The sequence below is a fragment of the Pseudomonas sp. B21-023 genome (genome assembly GCF_024749165.1).
GTDB lineage: Bacteria > Pseudomonadota > Gammaproteobacteria > Pseudomonadales > Pseudomonadaceae > Aquipseudomonas.
On sequence record NZ_CP087190.1, the window covers coordinates 3,196,397 to 3,216,509 of the forward strand.

Annotated in this window: 17 protein-coding genes and 2 pseudogenes; 11 read left to right on the plus strand and 8 right to left on the minus strand. The window is 66.0% G+C overall.

The window, feature by feature from the left end; genetic code table 11:
• Positions 1–532 precede the first annotated feature (532 nt).
• The 3 genes from LOY42_RS14305 to LOY42_RS14315 all read left to right on the plus strand — a co-directional run bounded on the left by LOY42_RS14305 (position 533) and on the right by LOY42_RS14315 (position 4,141).
• On the plus strand, positions 533–2,152 hold the full coding sequence (locus LOY42_RS14305; protein WP_258598018.1) for an NADP-dependent glyceraldehyde-3-phosphate dehydrogenase: 1,620 nt from the start codon (positions 533–535) through the stop codon (positions 2,150–2,152).
• Positions 2,153–2,392: 240 nt separating this feature from the next.
• Positions 2,393–2,860: a VOC family protein gene (locus LOY42_RS14310; RefSeq protein ID WP_102682297.1), complete on the plus strand. Its 468-nt coding sequence runs from the start codon at positions 2,393–2,395 to the stop codon at positions 2,858–2,860.
• 87 nt (positions 2,861–2,947) lie between these two features.
• A complete protein-coding gene (locus LOY42_RS14315) occupies positions 2,948–4,141 on the plus strand; it encodes a hypothetical protein (RefSeq protein WP_258598020.1) in 1,194 nt (397 codons plus the stop codon).
• Positions 4,142–4,213: 72 nt separating this feature from the next.
• Here LOY42_RS14315 and yiaY read toward each other — a convergent pair whose 3' ends face one another.
• A complete protein-coding gene (gene yiaY / locus LOY42_RS14320; RefSeq protein WP_102682299.1) occupies positions 4,214–5,362 on the minus strand; it encodes an L-threonine dehydrogenase in 1,149 nt (382 codons plus the stop codon).
• A gap of 82 nt (positions 5,363–5,444) precedes the next feature.
• Positions 5,445–7,007, minus strand: coding sequence for a threonine ammonia-lyase, biosynthetic (ilvA, locus tag LOY42_RS14325; RefSeq protein ID WP_139670940.1), 1,563 nt, complete (start codon positions 7,005–7,007; stop codon positions 5,445–5,447).
• 354 nt (positions 7,008–7,361) lie between these two features.
• Between ilvA and LOY42_RS14330 the strand changes: the two genes are divergently transcribed.
• Complete coding sequence (locus LOY42_RS14330) at positions 7,362–8,363, plus strand: FecR family protein (RefSeq protein ID WP_258598021.1); 1,002 nt, start codon at positions 7,362–7,364, stop codon at positions 8,361–8,363.
• 108 nt (positions 8,364–8,471) lie between these two features.
• Here LOY42_RS14330 and LOY42_RS14335 read toward each other — a convergent pair whose 3' ends face one another.
• Positions 8,472–9,791 (minus strand): Na+/H+ antiporter family protein, encoded by a 1,320-nt coding sequence (locus LOY42_RS14335; protein ID WP_102682302.1) that lies wholly within the window; start codon positions 9,789–9,791, stop codon positions 8,472–8,474.
• Positions 9,792–10,377: 586 nt separating this feature from the next.
• Between LOY42_RS14335 and LOY42_RS26650 the strand changes: the two are divergent.
• The 7 genes and pseudogenes from LOY42_RS26650 to LOY42_RS14365 all read left to right on the plus strand — a co-directional run.
• Positions 10,378–11,295: pseudogene (locus LOY42_RS26650) on the plus strand (chemotaxis protein); the annotation flags it as partial.
• A gap of 393 nt (positions 11,296–11,688) precedes the next feature.
• Positions 11,689–12,201: pseudogene (locus tag LOY42_RS26655) on the plus strand (methyl-accepting chemotaxis protein); the annotation flags it as partial.
• 98 nt (positions 12,202–12,299) lie between these two features.
• Positions 12,300–13,310 carry an ABC transporter substrate-binding protein gene (locus LOY42_RS14345; RefSeq protein ID WP_139670934.1) on the plus strand — a complete coding sequence of 337 codons (1,011 nt, stop codon included), beginning with the start codon at positions 12,300–12,302 and terminating at the stop codon, positions 13,308–13,310.
• Entirely contained in the window at positions 13,307–14,155 is an 849-nt protein-coding gene (locus LOY42_RS14350) for a proline/glycine betaine ABC transporter permease (RefSeq protein WP_102682305.1), read from the plus strand. The genes LOY42_RS14345 and LOY42_RS14350 overlap by 4 nt, the downstream gene beginning before the upstream one ends.
• Positions 14,156–14,227: 72 nt before the next feature.
• Positions 14,228–15,091, plus strand: coding sequence for a LysR family transcriptional regulator (locus LOY42_RS14355; RefSeq protein ID WP_139670932.1), 864 nt, complete (start codon positions 14,228–14,230; stop codon positions 15,089–15,091).
• 131 nt (positions 15,092–15,222) lie between these two features.
• On the plus strand, positions 15,223–16,140 hold the full coding sequence (locus LOY42_RS14360; protein ID WP_102682307.1) for an AEC family transporter: 918 nt from the start codon (positions 15,223–15,225) through the stop codon (positions 16,138–16,140).
• A 46-nt stretch (positions 16,141–16,186) separates the two neighbouring features.
• Positions 16,187–16,798 (plus strand): cell wall hydrolase, encoded by a 612-nt coding sequence (locus LOY42_RS14365; RefSeq protein ID WP_198754561.1) that lies wholly within the window; start codon positions 16,187–16,189, stop codon positions 16,796–16,798.
• Between the two features lie 481 nt (positions 16,799–17,279).
• Here LOY42_RS14365 and LOY42_RS14370 read toward each other — a convergent pair whose 3' ends face one another.
• The 5 genes from LOY42_RS14370 to ureE all read right to left on the minus strand — a co-directional run bounded on the left by LOY42_RS14370 (position 17,280) and on the right by ureE (position 20,113).
• Complete coding sequence (locus LOY42_RS14370; RefSeq protein WP_139670928.1) at positions 17,280–17,516, minus strand: hypothetical protein; 237 nt, start codon at positions 17,514–17,516, stop codon at positions 17,280–17,282.
• A 237-nt stretch (positions 17,517–17,753) separates the two neighbouring features.
• The gene (gene ureG / locus LOY42_RS14375) at positions 17,754–18,377 is read right to left on the minus strand and encodes an urease accessory protein UreG (protein WP_102682309.1); all 624 of its coding nucleotides are present in this window, start codon (positions 18,375–18,377) and stop codon (positions 17,754–17,756) included.
• A gap of 11 nt (positions 18,378–18,388) precedes the next feature.
• A complete protein-coding gene (locus tag LOY42_RS14380) occupies positions 18,389–19,063 on the minus strand; it encodes an urease accessory protein UreF (protein ID WP_110699366.1) in 675 nt (224 codons plus the stop codon).
• Positions 19,063–19,608 carry a HupE/UreJ family protein gene (locus LOY42_RS14385; protein WP_110699368.1) on the minus strand — a complete coding sequence of 182 codons (546 nt, stop codon included), beginning with the start codon at positions 19,606–19,608 and terminating at the stop codon, positions 19,063–19,065. Before LOY42_RS14385 ends, LOY42_RS14380 begins: the two co-directional genes overlap by 1 nt.
• A 19-nt stretch (positions 19,609–19,627) precedes the next feature.
• A complete protein-coding gene (gene ureE, locus LOY42_RS14390; protein ID WP_139670926.1) occupies positions 19,628–20,113 on the minus strand; it encodes an urease accessory protein UreE in 486 nt (161 codons plus the stop codon).

The window sequence follows — 20,113 nt, forward strand, 5'->3', positions numbered from 1 at the left end:
GTTATCGGCGTTGCGCGGCCAATATTGAGGCCTGTTTTCCCAGCCCGCGGGCCGGCATGCATCTGCACCACCGTCGGTGCCATCGCGACTGCTCTGATGCGAGCTTTGCGAGGAGCCAAACAGGACATCGGATACCTCCAACCCGCACCAATCTATTCTTGAGCGCTGCCTGCCGGCCTGGGCGCGGGAAGCCACGCCCGAACACTGGCAGCGGCTGCCCAACCCCGCGCCGGGTCGCTGGCGACCTTGGCCCGGCGCCAGAGGTGTCGATGTACTGCGCCAACGAATGCAGCGGATCTGCCAGACTACGATCAAACCCGGCTGTGGCAATGGCGGCGCACCTGTGCAGATCCGCGAGCCATGGATTATGGCCTGGCGATCGGCGCAATGAGGCTGCTGGAGGCCAAGGCGTTCCCGCCACCATTCGAGGAGTGATCGGCGACGACGGCGCCGGACTGGTAATTTTCCGGAGGTCGGCGCATGCTCGCAAGCTGAAGCGTTTCATCATCCGAATTGGAGAGGTGCAGTACCCATGGACCGTCTGCTCGACTCGCTGTTTCCCACCCTCGAGGACATCCCCGAAGCCTGGCGCCTCGGCGCCCCCCTGGAGCAACGCGACTACCTGGTCAACGGTGAACTGCGGCACTGGGCCGGCCCCCTGGCTACCGTGCGCAGCCCGGTCTGGCTCAAGGAAGGCGACAGTGAGCGCCAGGTCATCCTCGGCAGTGCCCCCCTGCTTGACGCCGACACGGCGCTCACCGCGCTTGACGCGGCCGTGGCCGCCTACGACAAGGGCCGCGGCGCCTGGCCGAACATGCGCGTCGCCGAGCGTATCGGGCATGTCGAAACTTTCCTGGCGCGCATGCGCGAGCAGCGCACGGCGGTGGTCAAGCTGCTGATGTGGGAGATCGGCAAGAACCTCAAGGATTCGGAGAAGGAGTTCGACCGCACCTGCGACTACATCGTCGACACCATCGAGGCGCTCAAGGACCTCGACCGTCGCTCCAGCCGCTTCGAGCTCGAGCAGGGCACCCTTGGCCAGATCCGCCGCGCACCGCTGGGCGTTGCGCTGTGCATGGGCCCATACAACTACCCGCTCAACGAAACCTTCACCACGCTGATCCCGGCGCTGATCATGGGCAACACCGTGGTGTTCAAGCCCGCCAAATTCGGCGTGCTGCTGATCCGCCCATTGCTCGAAGCCTTCCGCGACAGCTTCCCGCCTGGGGTGATCAACGTCATCTACGGGCGTGGCCGCGAGACCGTCAGCGCACTGATGGCCAGCGGCAAGGTCGACGTGTTCGCCTTCATCGGCACCCACAAGGCCGCCAGCGACCTGAAGAAGCTCCACCCACGCCCGCACCGCCTGCGCGCGGCGCTGGGCCTGGACGCCAAGAACCCCGGCATCGTCCTGCCCCAGGTCGACCTCGACAACGCCGTCGAAGAGGCCGTCACCGGCGCCCTGTCGTTCAACGGCCAGCGTTGCACCGCGTTGAAGATCCTGTTCGTGCACGAGGACGTGGTCGAGGCATTCCTCGACAAGTTCCAGCGCAAGCTCGCCGCGCTCAAGCCCGGCATGCCCTGGGAACCCGGCGTGGCGCTGACGCCGCTGCCGGAACCCGGCAAGCTCGACTACCTCGACAGCCTGGTGGACGACGCCATCGCCAAAGGCGCCCGGGTGCTCAACGAGGGCGGTGGGCAGAGCCGCGGCTCGTTCTTCTACCCTGCGCTGCTCTACCCGGTCAGCCAGGACATGCGCGTCTATCACGAGGAACAATTCGGCCCCCTGGTGCCCGTGGTCCCCTACCGCGACCTGCAGAGCGTGATCGACTACGTGCTCGATTCCGACTACGGCCAGCAGCTGAGCCTGTTCGGCAACGACCCGCAGACCATTGGCGCGCTGGTCGATACCTTCGCCAACCAGGTCGGCCGGATCAACCTCAACGCCCAATGCCAGCGCGGCCCGGATACCTATCCATTCAACGGCCGCAAGAACAGTGCCGAAGGGACCTTGTCGGTGCATGACGCATTGCGCGTGTTCTCCATCCGCACCTTGGTGGCGACCAAGTTCCAGGAAGCCAACAAAGAACTGATCAGCGAGATCATCCGCAACCGGCAGTCGAGCTTCCTTACGACCGACTACATCTTCTGAACAATTCGCCTGATCGGGGCTGCTGCGCAGCCCATCGCCGGCAAGCCGGCTCCCACACCGACCGCGCTGCCCTCAAGCCAAGCACCATCCCTGTGGGAGCCGGCTTGCCGGCGATGGGGCGCAACGCGGCCCGTTGTTTTTATAGAGAATCGATATAAAGCAAGTGTCGATTTTCCAGGCTCATGAGCGACTCAAATCACCAAGGCGTTGCACCCCCCCACGTGAAAGGAGATTACGCAAATGGCAGCCAAGCCCATCCCCGAAGGCCAGCACAGCCTGACCCCATACCTCGGCATCAAGGACGCCGCCAAGGCCATCGAGTTCTACAAGAGCGCCTTCGGCGCCATGGAAATGTTCCGCCTCGAAGGCCCTGACGGCAGCATCGGCCATGCCGAACTGAAAATCGGCGACTCCTCGCTGATGCTCGGCTCGCCCTGCGACATGGAGGGCGGCCTCAAGCCCAGCGAGACCATCGAGACGCCGGCTGTCGGCCTGCACCTGTATGTCGAGGACTGCGACAAAGTCTATGCCCAGGCCCTGCGCGCCGGCGCGACAGCAGTACGCGAGGTGCAGGACCAGTTCTATGGCGACCGCAGCGGCACCCTGAAGGATCCGTTCAACAACCTGTGGTTCGTCTCCACCCACAAGGAAGACCTCAGCCCCGAGGAAATCCGCGCCCGCGCCGCCAAAATGTTCGGCGGCCAGTGAGCGGTGGGCCCCAGGCTGCAAGCTTCGAGTTGAAAGCCGCCGCGCTTTGCCTGAAGCTTGGGGCTTGTAGCTTGGAGCTGCCCCTCAATGCGAATCATCGAAAAATCCGGCGCCCTGGTGCGCAGCCTGACCCCGGCAGAGGACGAATTGCTGGTGGGCTTCGCCTACGGCACCCTCACCGGCCCCCGCCTGCTGCAGGCCAACCAATGGCTGATGAAAATACGCAGCGCCAACCAATGGCTGGCCTGCGACTGCCGCAAGGATGCCCTGCCGGTGCTCAACGTCTCGTTGAACGGCAGCACCGGCACCCTGTTCCTGCGCAACAACCCCGAAACTCCCGAGCACAACCCAGGCTGCCCGTTCAGCAAGGATGAGCGTGAGGCCGGCGAACGTGCCGAGGAAAGCGCCGCGCCAGCGGCCTGGCTGGCGCCGGATACGCCACTGCGCCTGCTCGGCGACTATCGCCGCGCCAGTGACGGCGAAACACCCGCAACGTCACGCGAGCCCGGCGAGCGCCGCGAGCAGCAGCGCCTGCTGTCGCTGCTGCTGACCTGGATCGAGGCCAGCGGCCTGAACGTCTACGCCAGCCACCTGAAAAAGGACCTCACCGCGCAGTTCGCCGACCTGCGCACTGTCGCCAGCCGCTACCCGCTGCTGGAGCGGGTACCTGCCAGCAACTACCTGGAAACCCGCCTGGACATGAAGCACATGATGATGCTCAAGGCACGCCTGCGCGAGGCCACGGTGTTCGGCAACCACCGCCGGCATGGCCTGCTGCTCGACTGCGTGGACCAGGTCAAGGGACGCAAGCTGTTCAACAACCGCAGCGAGGACGGATTCGACTTCCAGGGCCACCATCAGTACTGGGGCGGCAACCGCGCCAGCGGCCCACTGCTAGCCCTGGCGCTGTACTCGCCGGCCACCGCAGGCAGCCATTTCTACGAACTGATCCACGTCGCCAGCGTGCCGGTGCTGTCGCGCGGGCACCTGTTCCCGGTGTACCGCGACGAAGAACGCGAGCCGCTCAAGGCGCTGGTGTCGCTGATCGACTGGATGGCCGGCAAGGGCGTCAAGGTGCTGATGCGCCGTCCGGTGATTGGCGGCCAAGTGATGGATGAACTGGTGCTGACCTCGGACCAGGACCGGGTGCTGTCGGTATCGCTGCTGGAGCAACCGATCGGGCCGGAGCCGGATACCGAGAACTTCAAGCGCTACGCCGACTTCAAGAGCCTGGACACCTTCCGCAAGTATGTGGCCGGGTTCTTCATGCGCGAACGCTGAGGGGAAGTCCCACAAGAGCCGGGTCTCGCGGCTCTTGTGGGAGCGGGCTTGCCCCGCGATGACTCGACCAGTCTAAAACGCCGCCTTGAAGATCGCCTCGATCTCCACCTGGCTGGCCACCCGTGGATTGGTCAGCCCGCAGGCATCCTTCAACGCATTGGCCGCCAGCACCGGCACATCCTCGACCTTGGCCCCCAGTTCGGCCAGCCCGGCCGGGATGCCGATGGCCGCCGCCAGGTGCTCGATGGCCGAAATCGCAGCGCCGGCCCCCTGCTCGGCGTCCAGCGCGCATACCTTCACCCCCATGGCCTTGGCCACATCACGCAGGCGCGTGGCGCTGACCTTGGCATTGAAGCGCTGCACATGGGGCAGCAGCACCGCGTTGCACACACCATGGGGCAAGTCGTAGAAGCCGCCCAACTGGTGGGCCATGGCATGCACATAACCCAGCGAGGCATTGTTGAACGCCATGCCCGCGAGGAACTGGGCGTAGGCCATGTTCTCCCGCGCCACCAGGTCACCACCGTCGGCGACCGCCTGGCGCAGGTTGGCACTGACAAGACTGATGGCCTTGAGCGCGCAGGCATCGGTGATCGGCGTGGCGGCGGTGGACACATAGGCCTCGATGGCGTGGGTCAAGGCATCCATGCCCGTGGCCGCGGTGAGCCCCTTGGGCATGCCGACCATCAGCGCCGGATCGTTCACCGACAGGATCGGGGTGACGTTGCGGTCGACGATGGCCATTTTCACGTGGCGCGCCTCGTCGGTGATGATGCAGAAGCGCGTCATCTCGCTGGCGGTGCCCGCCGTGGTGTTGATCGCGATCAGCGGCAGCTGCGGCTTGCTCGAGCGGTCGACGCCCTCGTAGTCGCTGATATGCCCGCCGTTGGTGGCGCACAGCGCGATGCCCTTGGCGCAGTCGTGGGGCGAGCCACCGCCCAGGGAGATCACGCAGTCGCAGCCCTCGCGACGCAGCATCGCCAGGCCCGCCTCGACGTTGGCGATGCTCGGGTTGGGCTTGGCGCCGTCGAACACCCGCGAATCGATGTCGCGCATGGCCAGCATGCCGGCGATGCGCTCGGCCACGCCGGCCTTGGCCAGCCCGACATCGGTGACGATCAACGCCTTGCGCAGGCCGTAGCCGGCAATCGCCGCCATCGCCTCTTCCAGGCAGTCGATACCCATGATGTTTACGGCGGGGATGAAGAACGTGCTGCTCATGGCCGGGGTCCTCTCAAGCTGACGGTAGGTTTTCAGCATCCGCCGGAATGGGCAGGTGGGCATTGATCCAGCGCAAGCCGGCCTACCCCATGAACAACCGATACGCCGGATTCTCCGTCTCGTCCCAGTACTGGTAGCCCATCTCGTCCAGTGCCCGTGGCAACCCGGCCAACTCGTCCTCGGGCACCTCCAGCCCGGCGAACACCCGTGCCTGTGCCGCGCCATGGTTGCGGTAGTGGAACAGGCTGATGTTCCAGCGCTTGCCCAGGCGCTCGAGAAAGCCCAGCAATGCCCCCGGGCGCTCGGGGAATTCGAAGCGCAGCACGCGCTCACCGGCGCCGGGTGCCGCGTGACCGCCGACGGTATGGCGCACGTGCAGCTTGGCCAGTTCGTTGTCGGTCAGGTCGAGCACCTGGTAGCCCTGTTCGCCCAGGCTGGCCAGCAACTGTTGCCGCGGGTCCTGCTGCGGGTGGGTCTGCACGCCGACGAACAGGCGTGCCTCCTTGCCTGGGTAGTAGCGGTAGTTGAACTCGGTGATCTGGCGCTTGCCCAGGGCCAGGCAGAACGCGCGGAAACTGCCGGGGCGCTCGGGGATGGTCACGGCGATGATCGCCTCGCGCTGCTCGCCCAACTCGGCGCGCTCGGCCACGTGGCGCAGGCGGTCGAAGTTGACGTTGGCGCCGGAGTCGATGGCGACCATGGTCTGCCCTTGCAGCCCTTCACGGGCCACGTAGCGCTTGATGCCGGCCACCGCCAGGGCCCCGGAAGGCTCGGTGATCGAGCGGGTGTCATCGTAGATGTCCTTGATCGCGGCGCACAGTTCGTCGCTGCCGACCGTCACCACCTCGTCGACGAAGTGGCGGCACAGCTCGAAGCAGTGCGCCCCCACCTGCGCCACCGCCACACCGTCGGCGAAGGTACCTACCTGCGGCAGGATCACCCGCTCACCTGCGGCCAGGGCGGCCTGCAGGCAGTTGGAGTCCTGCGGTTCGACGCCGATCACCTTGACCTCCGGGCGCAGGTACTTGACATAGGCGGCGATCCCTGCGACCAGGCCACCGCCGCCGACGGGGACGAAGATCGCATGCAACGGGCCCGGGTGCTGGCGCAGGATCTCCATGGCCACGGTCCCCTGCCCGGCGATGACATCGGGGTCGTCGAACGGCGGTACGAAGGTGGCGCCGTCGCGATCGGCCAGTTGCAGGGCGTGGGCCAATGCGTGCGGAAAGCTCTCGCCGTGCAGCACCACATGGCCGCCCCGTGAGCGCACGCCTTCGACCTTGAGCGAGGGTGTGGTGGTCGGCATGACGATGGTGGCCTTGATGCCCAGGTGCGACGCGGCCAGGGCCACACCCTGGGCATGGTTGCCGGCCGAAGCGGTGATCACGCCGCGGGCGCGCTGTTCGGGTGTCAGGCGTGACAGACGGGTGTAGGCGCCGCGGATCTTGAAGGAGAACGTCGGTTGCAGGTCTTCGCGCTTGAGCAGGATCTGGTTGCCCAGGCTGGCCGACAGGGCCGGCGCCGCTTGCAAGGGGGTTTCGATGGCCAGGTCGTACACCGGCGCCGAGAGAATCCGGCGCACTTGCTCGGACAGCAGTTGTTGGGGGGTTGCCGGGGTACGAGGGGTGGCGCTGAGGCTGGACATCGATGACTCCTGGTTTTTTTGTCGTGCCCAGGAGTCAGAGAGAAGAAACCCGCCTCCAGGGCGGGTTCAGTGCATGTGTGCGCTAGCCCGCCAATCTGATAATGGCGGTAATAATGCTGAGGGCGCTGTACTGCGGGAATAGGTTCATGGGCTGGGAAACTAGCGTGTGGCGTAAGAAAAAGTCAAGGCTTGGCGCTACCGCCCTTGTCGACGCCCACGAAGTCCCCTGCCCTGTCGCAGATGAAACCCAACCGCAGATACGACGAAAAACTGCACAATTGATAGTCATTCGCCATTAACTCGTTCTCGGAACCCCCCGCCCGGGGGTAGAATGCCGCAAAACCGGGAGCCGCGATGAATCAGGACCGCCACATTCCAAGCGAAGACGATGCAATCACCGATGCCGCCGCGCATTGGTGCATGCGCCTGCACGCCGACGATTGCACGGCGGCCGAGCGTGAGGCGTTCGGCCAATGGTTGGCTGCCGACCCGCGGCATGCCGAGGAATACCAGGCGATGCTGGAAATCTGGGACACCGCCGACCTGCTGCCGCGCACCGCCCAGGTGATCCCGCTGCCCGTGCGGCGCCCTGCGGCGACGCGCCACTGGCGCCCGTTCGCCTCCGCCGCGGCCATCGCCCTGCTCGCCCTGCCGCTGGCAGGCTGGCTCGGCTGGGAACAGGGCTGGCTGCCCAACGGCTACCAGCATTTCGAAGCCACCGACCACCTGCGGCAGGTACGCCTGGGCGACGGCAGCAGCGTCGAGCTGAACCTCAACAGCGAGCTGCGCTTCCTGAACTTCAAGGATGAGCGCCGGGTCACCCTGATCAAGGGCGAGGCGTTCTTCAAGGTCACCCACGACAGCAGCCACCCGTTCATCGTCCACGCCGCCGACGGCCAGACCCAGGTCACCGGCACCCAGTTCAACGTGTGGAAGTACAAGGACCAGGTCAAGGTGACGCTGGTGGAAGGTTCGGTGCTGGTCAGCAGCGGCGGCGGCTCCGGCGGCTATCGCCTTGGCCCGGGCATGCAGGCCAGCTACCACAAGGGCGATTTCGAACCCGAACTGAACCAGAGCGACGACTACGCCAACAGTCTGGCCTGGCGCAGCGGCAGGCTGGTGCTGGACAACCTCAGCCTCGGCCAGGCGCTGCCGGTGATCAACCGTTACCTGGACAAACCGCTCACCCTGGCCGACGACAGCACCGCCAACATTCGCATCAGTGGCATCTACAGCACCCGCGAGGTGGAACGCCTGGTCGACACGCTGCCCAAGGTGCTGCCGGTATACCTGACCCGCAGCAAGGACGGCAGCACCGTCCTCAACCGTATCGTGCCGGCGCCGACCCGCGGCTGATCAGAGGCGGCCTGTGCTCTCCTGGGTCGCGTGGGCGCGATGCGTCATATGGCACCGGCTGCGCCGGTGATCGCGGGGCTAGCCCGCTCCCACGCTGGCCCCTCGGAATCAGAGCGTCATCGCCGCCAACCAGCCAAACGCCAGCAGCGGCAGGTTGTAGTGGAGGAACGTCGGCACCACGGTGTCCCAGATATGGTGGTGCTGGCCATCCACGTTCAGCCCGGAGGTCGGCCCCAGGGTCGAGTCCGAAGCCGGCGAACCGGCATCGCCTAGTGCACCGGCAGTACCGACGATGCACACGGTGGCCAGCGGATCGAAGCCCAACTGCACGCAAAGCGGCACGAAGATCGCCGCCAGGATCGGCACGGTGGAAAACGACGAACCGATGCCCATGGTCACCAGCAGCCCCACCAGCAGCATCAGCAACGCACCAATGCCCTTGCTGTGGTCGATCCATTGCGCTGATGTCTCCACCAGGCTCTTCACCTCGCCGGTGGCCTTCATCACTTCGGCGAAGCCGGAGGCAGCGATCATTATGAAGCCGATCATCGCCATCATCTTCATGCCTTCGGTGAACAGGTCGTCGGTGTCCTTCCAGCGCACGATCCCCGACAGCGAGAAGATCAGGAATCCGACCATCGCGCCGATGATCATCGAGTCCAGCCACAGTTGGATGATGAACGCCGCGGCGATCGCCACCCCGGCCACCAGCAGGGTCACCGGGTTGTACTGCACGCTGACCTGCTCGACCTGCTCGATCCGCGCCAGGTCGTAATCACGTTTCTTGCGGTAGCTGAAGCACACCGCCAGCAACAGGCCGGCGAGCATGCCCGCGGCGGGAATGGCCATGGCGTGGGTGACATTGACCCCGCTCACGTCGACGCCGGCGCGGGCGACGTTGGCCAGCAGGATCTCGTTGAGAAAGATGTTGCCGAAACCGACCGGCAGGAACATGTACGGGGTGATCAGGCCGAAGGTGATCACGCAGGCAATCAGCCGGCGGTCGATGCGCAGGCGGGTCAGCACGTACAGCAGCGGCGGCACCAGCAACGGGATGAAGGCGATGTGGATCGGCAGGATGTTCTGCGACGACACCGCCACCACCAGCATCAGGCCGATCAGCAGCCACTTGATCTTGCCACCGTCGGCATGGCCCTGGCGATCGATCATCGCCAGGGCCCGATCGGCCAGGGCATGGGCCAGGCCGGACTTGGCAATGGCCACCGCGAAGGCGCCGAGCAGCGCGTACGACAACGCCACCGTGGCACCGCCACCCAGGCCACCATTGAAGGCCTTGAGGGTGCCCTCGATACCCAGCCCACCGACCAGGCCTCCGGCCAGGGCGCCGATGATCAGGGCGATGACCACATGCACACGGGACAGGCTCAGGATCAGCATGAGCCCGACCGCGGCAATCACTGCATTCATGGTGTGCAAACCTCGTTACGACAGACAAAAAGCGGGCATTCCGGCGACAGACTGCGCGCAGGCAGTGGCCGGACCAGGGGATGTTGTTATGAAGGGCGCACACTCTGAAGCACAGACCGGCAGAAGTCAAAAGCGTCTGCGCCGCGGCCCTTTGTAGGGAATAGACGAAAGTCGCAGGGTTTAATTGAACGTTTGAATAAAGAAAAATCCGAGCAAGCCGACACAGTCGGCAGCATCAAACCTATTACAAGGGATTTTCCCCATGCCTTTGCTGCGACAACTCTCCATCCAATGGAAGATCACCCTGCTGGCGGGCCTGTGCCTGGCGGCAATCGTCACCCTGCTCGTCGGCCTTTCGCTGTACCGCATGGACCACAGTTCGGACCTGGTGAAAGCCAGCAGCATGCGCATGCTCTCCGACTCGGCCCAGTCGCGCATCGAGTCCCAGGGCGAGGTCCAGGCCCTGAACATCCGTCGTCAGTTCATGGACGCCTACCAGTACGGCGCCGGTTTCGCCCGCCAGGTGCTGTTCCTGCGTGAGCAGGCGGAAAAGCGCTTCCTCGACGCCTACGATCTGCGCCAGGACATGACTGCCCAGGTGCGTGCCGCGCTGCAGGCCAACCCCGACCTGCTCGGCCTGTCGCTGGTGTTCGAACCGGGCGCGCTGGATGGCAAAGACAAGCTGTTCGCCGGCCAGGGCGAATTGGGCAGCAACGAGACCGGGCGCTTCGCCCTGTACTGGTCGCAGCCGCGGGTCGGCCAGCTGACCTCGATGGCGCTGCCCGAGCACGACATGGCCAACACCGAGATCGGCCCCAGCGGCCAGCCGGCCAACACCTGGTGGGTGTGCCCGCGCAGCACCGGCACAGTGTGCGTGGTCGAGCCGTACTTCTATGACATCGACGGCCAGCGGGTGCTGATGACCAGCATCGTCTTCCCGCTCAAGGCTGGCGACAAGGTCATCGCCACCCTGTCCATCGACATCAACCTCAACAGTTTGCAGGCTTTGAGCCAGACCGCCAGCCGCAGCCTTTACGAGGGCCAGACCACCGTCGGCATCCTCAGCCCCGTAGGCCTGCTGGCCGGTTACAGCGCCGATGCCGGCAAGCTGGCTCAGCGCTTCGACCAGGTCGACCGGACCCTGGGCGCGGAACTGGTGCGCAAGCTCGCCGAAGGCAAGCTGCAGATCCTCCATGACCAGCAGCGCCTGAAAGTACTGGCCGCCTTCGAGCCGATCCCCGGCGGCAAGCCCTGGGGCGTGCTGCTGGACGTACCGGAAAGCGCCCTGACCGGGCCGGCCGAGGCGCTCAAGGTAGAACTCGACGCCCTCAACACCAGCGGCACCCTGCTCGAACTGGGCCTGGGCCTGGCCGCCGCCATCGCCGGCCTGCTGCTGGTGTGGCTGATGGCCCGCGGCGTGACCCGGCCGATCCTTGGCGTGGCCGCCATGCTCAAGGACATCGCCAGCGGCGAAGGCGACCTGACCCGCCGCCTGCAATACGACAAGCAGGACGAACTGGGCGAACTGGCCGGTTGGTTCAATCGCTTCCTCGACAAGCTGCAGCCGACCATCGCCGAGGTCAAGCGCTCGGTCCAGGCCGCCCGCGGCACCGCCGACCAGTCCGCGGCCATCGCCGCCGAGACCAGCGCCGGCATGGAGCAGCAGTACCGCCAGGTCGACCAGGTGGCCACCGCCTCCCACGAAATGAGCGCCACTGCCCAGGATGTCGCCCGCAGCGCTGCCCAGGCCGCCCAGGCCGCGCGTGAAGCCGACCAGGCCACCCGCGAAGGCCTGGCGGTAATCGACCGCACCACCACCAGCATCGATACCCTGGCCGCCGACATGAGCGGCGCCATGGCCCAGGTCGAGGGCCTGGCGCGCAACAGCGAGAAGATCGGTTCGGTGCTCGAGGTCATTCGCTCGATCGCCGAGCAGACCAACCTGCTGGCGCTCAACGCCGCGATCGAGGCGGCCCGTGCCGGCGAGGCTGGCCGCGGCTTCGCCGTGGTCGCCGACGAAGTGCGCAACCTGGCGCGCCGTACCCAGGAGTCGGTGGAGGAAACCCGCCAGGTGATCGAGGCCCTGCAGGCCGGCACCCAGGAAGTGGTCGGCGCCATGGACAGCAGCCATCGCCAGGCCCAGGGTGGCGTGGAACAGGTCGGCCAGGCCGTTACCGCGCTGCAGCGCATCGGCCAGGCGGTGACCGTGATCACCGACATGAACCTGCAGATCGCCAGCGCCGCCGAGGAACAGAGCGCGGTGGCCGAGGAGATCAACAGCAACGTCGCCACCATCCGTGACGTGACCGAGTCGCTGAGCGGCCAGGCCAACGAATCGGCACGGGTCAGCCAGTCGCTCAACAGCCTGGCCAACCAGCAGCAGGGGTTGATGGATCAGTTCCGCGTTTAACTGCCAAACGCCGGGGCCGCTCGCAGGTGGTCTCGGCTGCAAAGCCTCGTCGTCTACACTTTTGCCGGAACCCACGGACCGGCACCGACGAGGCCCCGATGAAGAAAGTTCCTACCCTGCTGGCCAGCCTGCTCCTTGCCTTCGGCCTGGCCAGCACCGACTCCGCCGCTGCGGCCGAGCAACCCATCCACTTCGGCGCCATCGGCTGGGAAAGCGGCGCACTGACCACCGAGATCCTGCGCCTGATCGTCGAACGTGGCTACGACTACCCCACCGACACCCTGCCCGGCAGCACCGTGAGCATGGAAGTGGCCCTGGCGCGCAACGACCTGCAAGTGATCGCCGAGGAATGGGCCGGGCGCAGCCCAGCCTGGGTCAAGGCCGAGCAGGCCGGCCAGGTGTTCGCCCTGGGCGACACGGTGAAGAACGCGGAGGAAGGCTGGTGGGTACCGGCCTACATCATAAAGGGCGACCCGGCACGCAACCTCGACCCCCTTGCGCCGGACCTGCGCAGCGTCGACGACCTCAAACGCTACCCCCAGGTATTCGACGACCCCGAGGCGCCCGGCAAGGGCCGCTTCCTCAACAGCCCCAGCGGCTGGACTTCCGAGACCGTCAACAGCCAGAAGCTCAAGGCCTATGGCCTGGACGGGCTGTACAACAACTTCCGCAGCGGCACCGGCGCGGCCCTCGACGCCGAGATCGCCGCCAAGATCAAGCTCGGCAAGCCCGTGCTGTTCTACTACTGGAGCCCTACTCCGCTGATGGGCCGCTACGACCTGGTACGCCTCGAAGAGCCCCCGTTCGATGCAGCCGCCTGGGCCACCCTCACAGATCCCGCCAATCCCGCTCCCAAAGGCAGCCGTTCGTTGCCGGCCAAGCTCTCGATCGGGGTATCGAAGGCGTTTCGTGACGCCCACCCGGACCTGGTCGCCGTATTCGAGAAAGTCGACCTGCCCATCGACACCCTGAACAAGGCACTCGCCGACATGAGCGAAACCCGGCAGAAACCTCGCGACGCGGCGATCGCCTTCCTGCGTGACAACCCCGCGGTGTGGAAGGCCTGGCTGCCCGCCGAAAACGCCGCCAAGGTCGAGGCCGGCCTGTGAGCGGTGGTTTTCCCGAAGCCCTGCAATTTTCTTTCGCCGCTTGGGTCAACCGCCTGGTCGACTGGCTGGTCCTGCACTATGGCGACCATCTGCGCACCGTCTCCGACCAGTTGCTGCAACTGCTGCTAGGCCTGGAAAACCTGCTCCGCCTGCTGCCCTGGTGGCTGCTGCTGGTGCTGGTCGGCCTGCTGGCCTGGCATGCCAGCCGCAGCCTGGTCCGGGCGTTGATGCTGCCACTACTGCTGGCACTGATTGGCATGCTCGGGCTGTGGGACAAGCTGCTGCAGACCCTCGCCCTGGTGCTGGTCAGCACCGGCCTGTGCGTGCTGATCGGGGTGCCGCTGGGCATCCTGCTGGCCACCCGGCCCCTGGCCCGGCGCCTGATCCTGCCGGTGCTCGACGTGATGCAGACCCTGCCGGCCTTCGTCTACCTGATCCCGGTGCTGATGCTGTTCGGCCTGGGCAAGGTGCCGGCAGTGTTCGCCACGCTGATCTACGCCCTGCCGCCGCTGGTGCGCCTGACCGAGCTGGGCCTTTCGCAGATCGACCCGTCGCTGCTGCAGGCCGCCCACGGCCTGGGTGCCAGCCGCTGGCAACGGCTGCGACGCATCGCCTTGCCGCTGGCCCTGCCAAGCATCATGGCCGGGCTCAACCAGTCGGTGATGATGGCCCTGTCGATGGTGGTGGTAGCCTCGATGATCGGCGCCCGCGGGCTGGGCGAGGACGTGCTGGCCGGTATCCAGACCCTCAACGTCGGCCAAGGCGTCGAGGCGGGCCTGGCGATCGTCGCGCTGGCGATGGTGATCGACCGCATCAGCCAGGCATACGGACGCCCCGGGCGTTGAGGCTCGCATTCGCGTATCGTACCTATTGCCCTCGACAGGGTGAGCCCGCCACGTCACGAACCGGAGCCCCGCGTGTCCCTCAAAGCCCTGCGCACCCTGGTCACCATCGCCCGCCATGGCACCTTCGCCCGCGCCGCCGACCTGCTGAGCCTGACCCCTTCGGCGGTGAGCCTGCACATCAAGACCCTGGAAGACGAGCTGCAGGTCGCCCTGTTCGACCGCAGCCGCCGCCAGGTGATGCTGACCGAGGCCGGCCAACTGGCGGTGGCCCGCGCCGAAGGCATCCTGGCTGCCTACGACGAACTGGCCGACACCCTGGCCAGTGGCACCAGCCTGCGCGGTCGCCTGCGCATCGGCGCGATCCACACCGTGCTCGCCCGGCGCCTGCCCAGGGCACTGGTGTGGATCAAGGCGCACCACCCCGAGCTGCACGTCAGCGTGGTGTCGGGCATGTCTGCGGAACTCGCCCGGCGGGTCGAAGATGGCGAGCTCGACGCGGCAGTCACCACCGAACCGGTCAGCCCCTACCCGCAAAGCCTGCAGTACACGCCGCTGTTCGAGGATCGCTTCTGGGCCATTGCCAGCCCGGATCTGGCTGGTCAGAGCCTGTCGGCGCTGCTCGCCAGCCAGCCGTTCCTGCGCTTCGACAAACGCGCATGGGCCGGCCGCCAGATCGAACAGGAACTGCGCCGCCAGCGCCTGCAAGTCAACGAACAGATGGAGCTGGACAGCCAGGAGGCCCTGGCGCGCATGGCGGCCATGGGGCTCGGGGTGGCGGTCATCCCCATGAGCGACGACGACCTCGACCGGCTGCCCGCCGCCACCGTGCTGCCCTTCGGTGAACCGCAGCTGACCCGGCGCATGGTGCTGCTGGAACATGAAAAGAGCCAGCGGCGGCACCTGAGCGCGGTGTTGAAGACCGCGCTCGAGGCTTGAATACTGGCGAAAGCGCTACGCAGCGGTGTAGACAGTGCATTTTTTCTCAACGGTCACTCAAGAAAACACCGTTTTTTCTGCTCACTCAACTCCGCTAGTCTGTGCCCGTACCCGGCCACGGACCACCCGCCATGCTCCACCTGCTGCTCACTACTCTCGTCCCGATCATCCTGCTCATCGCCCTGGGCACCTGGCTGCGGGTCCGTGGCTTTCTCGCCGAAACCTTCTGGCCCGGCGCCGAACGCCTGAGCTATTACGTGCTGCTGCCGTCGTTGTTCCTGCACGGCCTGGCCACCGCCAACCTTGAAGGCGTGCCGGTACTGGGCATGGTCGGCGTGCTGATGCTCTCGACCCTACTCGGCGCCCTGCTGCTGGTGCTCTACCAGGGCGTTGCCAGCCATGACGGCGGCGACTTCACCTCGGTGTTCCAGGGTGGCGTGCGCTTCAACAACTACATTGGCGCCACCCTGGCCGCCGGCCTCTACGGCACTGCCGGCATCGCCCTGGCGGCGGTGGCCAACGCCGCCATCGTGCCGCTGGTCAACCTGCTCTGTGTGCTGGTATTCGCCCGCTTCAGCGCACGCCACAGCTCACCGACCACAGTGCTCAAGGCGATCTTCGCCAACCCGTTGATCATCGGCTGCGCGGCTGGCCTGTTGCTACGGGTAACCGGCCTCGGCCTGCCGGCCGGCCTGGAGCCCACGGTCAAGGCCCTGGGCCAGGCGGCGCTGCCCCTTGGCTTGCTGTGCGTCGGCGCGGCGCTCGGCGGGGCGCGACTGGGCCAGCAGGTCAGGCCGGTGCTGGCGGCGTCGCTATTCAAGTTCCTGGTCATGCCGGTGACCACCTGGGGCCTGTGCCGGTTGCTCGGGCTGGGTGGCCAGGCAGCGGTGGTGGCGGTGCTGTTCCAGGCACTGCCCACCGCTTCCTCGTCCTATGTGATGGCCCGGCAGATGGGCGGCAATGCACCGTTGATGGCCACCATCATCGCCCTGCAGACCATCACCGCCGCCGCGACCCTGCCCCTGGTGCTGAGCCTGACACTGAATTGAAGCCGAACGGCTAGACTGTGAACAGCCCTCTCGCGGAGTCTCGATCATGCGCCTTGCGTGGATGCTGTTCGGTGTGTCCCTGACCCTGCTCGCAGGCCCCCTCCCCGCCGCTGACAGCCAGCAGGCCGCCGTTGCCGAAGACAAGGCGCAGGTGCTCGAGGAGAAGGTGGTCGAGGACGCCCCGCCGCCGAAAAAACAGGAAACCCTGACTCCCGGCGAAGTCCAGGCCGTCGACCCGGCGGGCCAGGCGCCGATGGACGACAGCATCACCTGCCTGGCCCGCACCATCTACTGGGAAGCCAAGGGCGCCGACGCCGAGGACATGAGCGCGGTGGCCAGCGTGGTGCTCAATCGCCTCGGCCACGAAGGCTTCCCCGACAGTATCTGCGCGGTGGTCAAGCAGGGAGTCGAGAGCAAGAGCTGCCAGTTCTCCTGGTGGTGCGACGGGCGCCCCGATCAGGTGGAAGAAGCGCAGCGCTACGCCGTGGCCAAGGAAATCGCCCGCAAGGCACTCAACCAGCAGCTCAAGGACCCCACCGGCGGCGCCCTGTATTTCCATGACCGTAGCGTCCGCCCCGACTGGGCCAAGGCCTATCGCAAGACGGCCCAGACGACGCACTTCCTGTTCTACAAGCCGAACCAGGCCTTGGCCCGCTAGACATCAGAAACCGACCGTTGCCGATACCCGCCAGGTCAGGCCAGTAGGCGATGTCGAGCACATTTTGCACGCTGGCGCACAGGCGTGGACAAGGGGCGAATCAGAGAGTTCAGGGACATCCGCAATGCACTTGTTGGAGGGTGATGCCCTGAGTGCGCGCGTTCACAGCGCCACCAACAGGCAATGCTCGCACGCCCTGACCATGTAGCGCTTGACCGTGCGCTCACTGACGCTCACTGACCCGCAGGCGGGCGGTGATATTGGCGTAGTCCAGGCGTCGCTGGAGCCAGCCGCGATGTGCTTGATAGAGAGCGCTTAGCGGAGGGACGGTTGCCGCGGTGGACTCGGTCATCAAGAGCTCGCTGATGCGGGTGTAGATGAGACGGTTCTCTTTGACTTCAATGCATTGGCCAATCGCTGCGGCCCTGAGGGGAATGCAGTTATGTTCGCCATTTCACTGAGCTGCCCACCCCGAGTTACATCAGTCGAACTCAATAGGAGGCTGACAGTCGCCGGCTGAACTTCGAGCCGTCCCGGCCGGGCATACGCTTGATCCAACGTCACCGATGAACGTGGCGGCAACCTGCAGCGTCTTCTGCGCAATGCTGCTTTGGAAAAACGGTGAAGCGCCCTTGGGAGAGCTCTCCGGCTCATTGCCATAGGCTATCTGGGTCAAGCTTGCAGATACCAGCAACGCGGCCGATACAACCTTTTTCATACAGTGTCCTTTCAGTAATTTCTGGTTTCATTAGCGCAGACGAAGCATTTTCTCCTGCAGCCCGACAGACTCTATCTGTCATTCATCCCAGGCAGCGTTAGGAAAAGACCACTTCGCCGCTTTAAAGCACTCCGCTAGCTTGTGGGAAATAGTACTGGAGGACATGTCGGCGCCAAGGTACCGGGCCAGCAGCCGTGAGGCCGCGCGGGCTGCGCTCGGCCTCACGGCTGCTGCCCTCTACCGCCCAACCCCCAGCATCCCGCGCTCGACGATGAAATCGATCACTGCCTGCAGCCCCTCGCCCTTCTTCAGGTTGCTGAACGTCCACGGCCGCTCCGGGCGCATGCGTCGGGTGTCGCGCTCCATCACCTCCAGCGACGCCCCCACATAGGGCGCCAGGTCGGTCTTGTTGATCACCAGGAAGTCCGACTTGGTGATGCCCGGCCCGCCCTTGCGCGGGATCTTCTCGCCCTCGGCGACATCGATCACATAGATGGTCAGGTCGGCCAGTTCCGGGCTGAAGGTGGCGCTGAGGTTGTCCCCGCCACTCTCGACGAAGATCACCTCGAGGTTGCCGAACTGGCGCGCCAGCGCCTCGACGGCGGCCAGGTTCATCGAGGCGTCCTCGCGGATCGCCGTGTGCGGGCAGCCGCCGGTCTCGACGCCGACGATACGCTCAGGCTCCAAGGCCCCGGCTTCGGTGAGGATGCGCTGGTCTTCCTTGGTGTAGATGTCATTGGTCACCACGGCGATCTGGTAGTGATCACGCATGGCCTTGCACAGGGCTTCGAGCAGCGCGGTCTTGCCGGAGCCGACCGGGCCGCCGACGCCGACACGCAGGGGTTGCTGGTAGTTTTGCATCGTGGCAGTCCTCAGGAACGGAACAAACGGGTGTATTGGGTTTCATGGCGCGACGAAGCGATGGCCAGCAGTGGCAGGCCACCGCCTAGCTGTTCGTCGTCCAGGGTCAGGGCATGATCGAGCACGGCAGGCAGTTCCTCGCCCAAGTCGCGCAGCAGGGTCTGGGCGGCCTGCTGGCCGAACGGCACCAGCTTCACCCCCGCCATCACCGCGCCTTCGAGCCAGGCAAAGCCATGGCCCAGGGCGAGCTGGCGCAGCGGGATCGACCAGTGCACCCCAAGCCAGGCCATGCCGCCCAGCTGGCTGAGCTCAAGGCTGGCGCGCCAGGCCGGCTCCTGCCCCAGTTGCCAGCCATCGAGCAGACGTGCCAGGGCGCTGCCGCGCTGCCGTTCCTCAAGGCGCAGTTCGGCGGTCTCGCGGTTGGCCAAAAGAAACTGGCTCCAGTGCGCGAAGGCGTCGGCATCGTCCGCCTGGCAGGCCTTGTACAGGCGCGCCAGCAACGGCCAGTCGAGGTAGCCGAGGGTGTCGTGCAACTGCTCGCGCTGCCAGGCGGCGAAGCCTTTGGCGTCCTTCACCCAACCGGCTTCCACGGCCCATTCCAGGCCTTGCGAGTAGGTGAAGCCGCCCACCGGCAAGCCGGGGCTGGCCAACTGCAGCAAGCGCAGCAGCGCCAGGTCGCTGTGCATCAGCCGGCCAGCACCAGCGCAGCGCCCGCCAGCAGACCGCCGCCGAAGGCCTTCTGCAGGCCGGCATGGCGCCGCAGCAGGCAACCGACGCCAAAGCCCGCCGCCAGCAGCAGGCCGCTGACCGTGACGAAACCGGCACTGAACTGCCAGAACGCGCTGGGGGTGGCTTCCACGCCATGGGCCCAACCGTGGAACAGGGCGAATACCGGCATGATCAGCGACAGCAGCAGCTGACGGCTCGGCAACAGCATGGCGGCGGCGGCCACCAGCAGCGAGCCGAGGATCATCTGCTCCATGCCGACCACATCGCCGAACAGATGGCCACACACCGCGCCGCCGAACATCGCGGCCAGGGTCGCCAATGGCAAGGTCAGGTTGCGTCGCGTGAGGGCGGCGAGTACGCCGGTGCCAAGCAGCATCAGCAAGTGATCGAGGCCGGTCAGCGGGTGCAGCAGGCCATCCTGCAACGGGTTGCTGTCATGGCCGGGATGGGCGAAGGCCGGCAAGGCCACCATCAGCAGTACCAGGGCGAACGTCTTTTTCATTGTGGGCTCCAGGGTGAGGTCAGGAATGGGCTGGCAGGCGCACGAACGGGTGGTCATGGCCGTGGGAATGGCTGTGAGGTGCGCTCTGGTAGGCGCCGGCCTCGGGCTCGAACGGTGCCTGTTCGGCCACCACCTCCAGCCCCAGGCCACGCAGCATGTCGTCGAGCACATGGTCGTGCTGGAAGCGCAACAGGCCCGGCTCGATCTGCAGCGGTACGTGGCGGTTGCCCAGGTGGTAGGCGGCGCGGGCCAGCAGGAGCGGATCGGCGCAGCGCACAGTCGAGACCGTCTCGGGAGCAGCGAGCACGCGAATGACCTGCTGGCCTTCAGCATCGGCCAGCAGTTCGCCGCCTCGCAGCAGATGGCCGCGCTCGAGCATCAGCCCAGCCTCGCGACCATCGTCCAGGGTGACGCGCAGGCGGCTCTTGATGCGGCTGTCGACATCCAGGGTGACGGTGCCGGTGATGGCTTCGGACTCAGTGATCCGACGGGTGAGGACAATCAT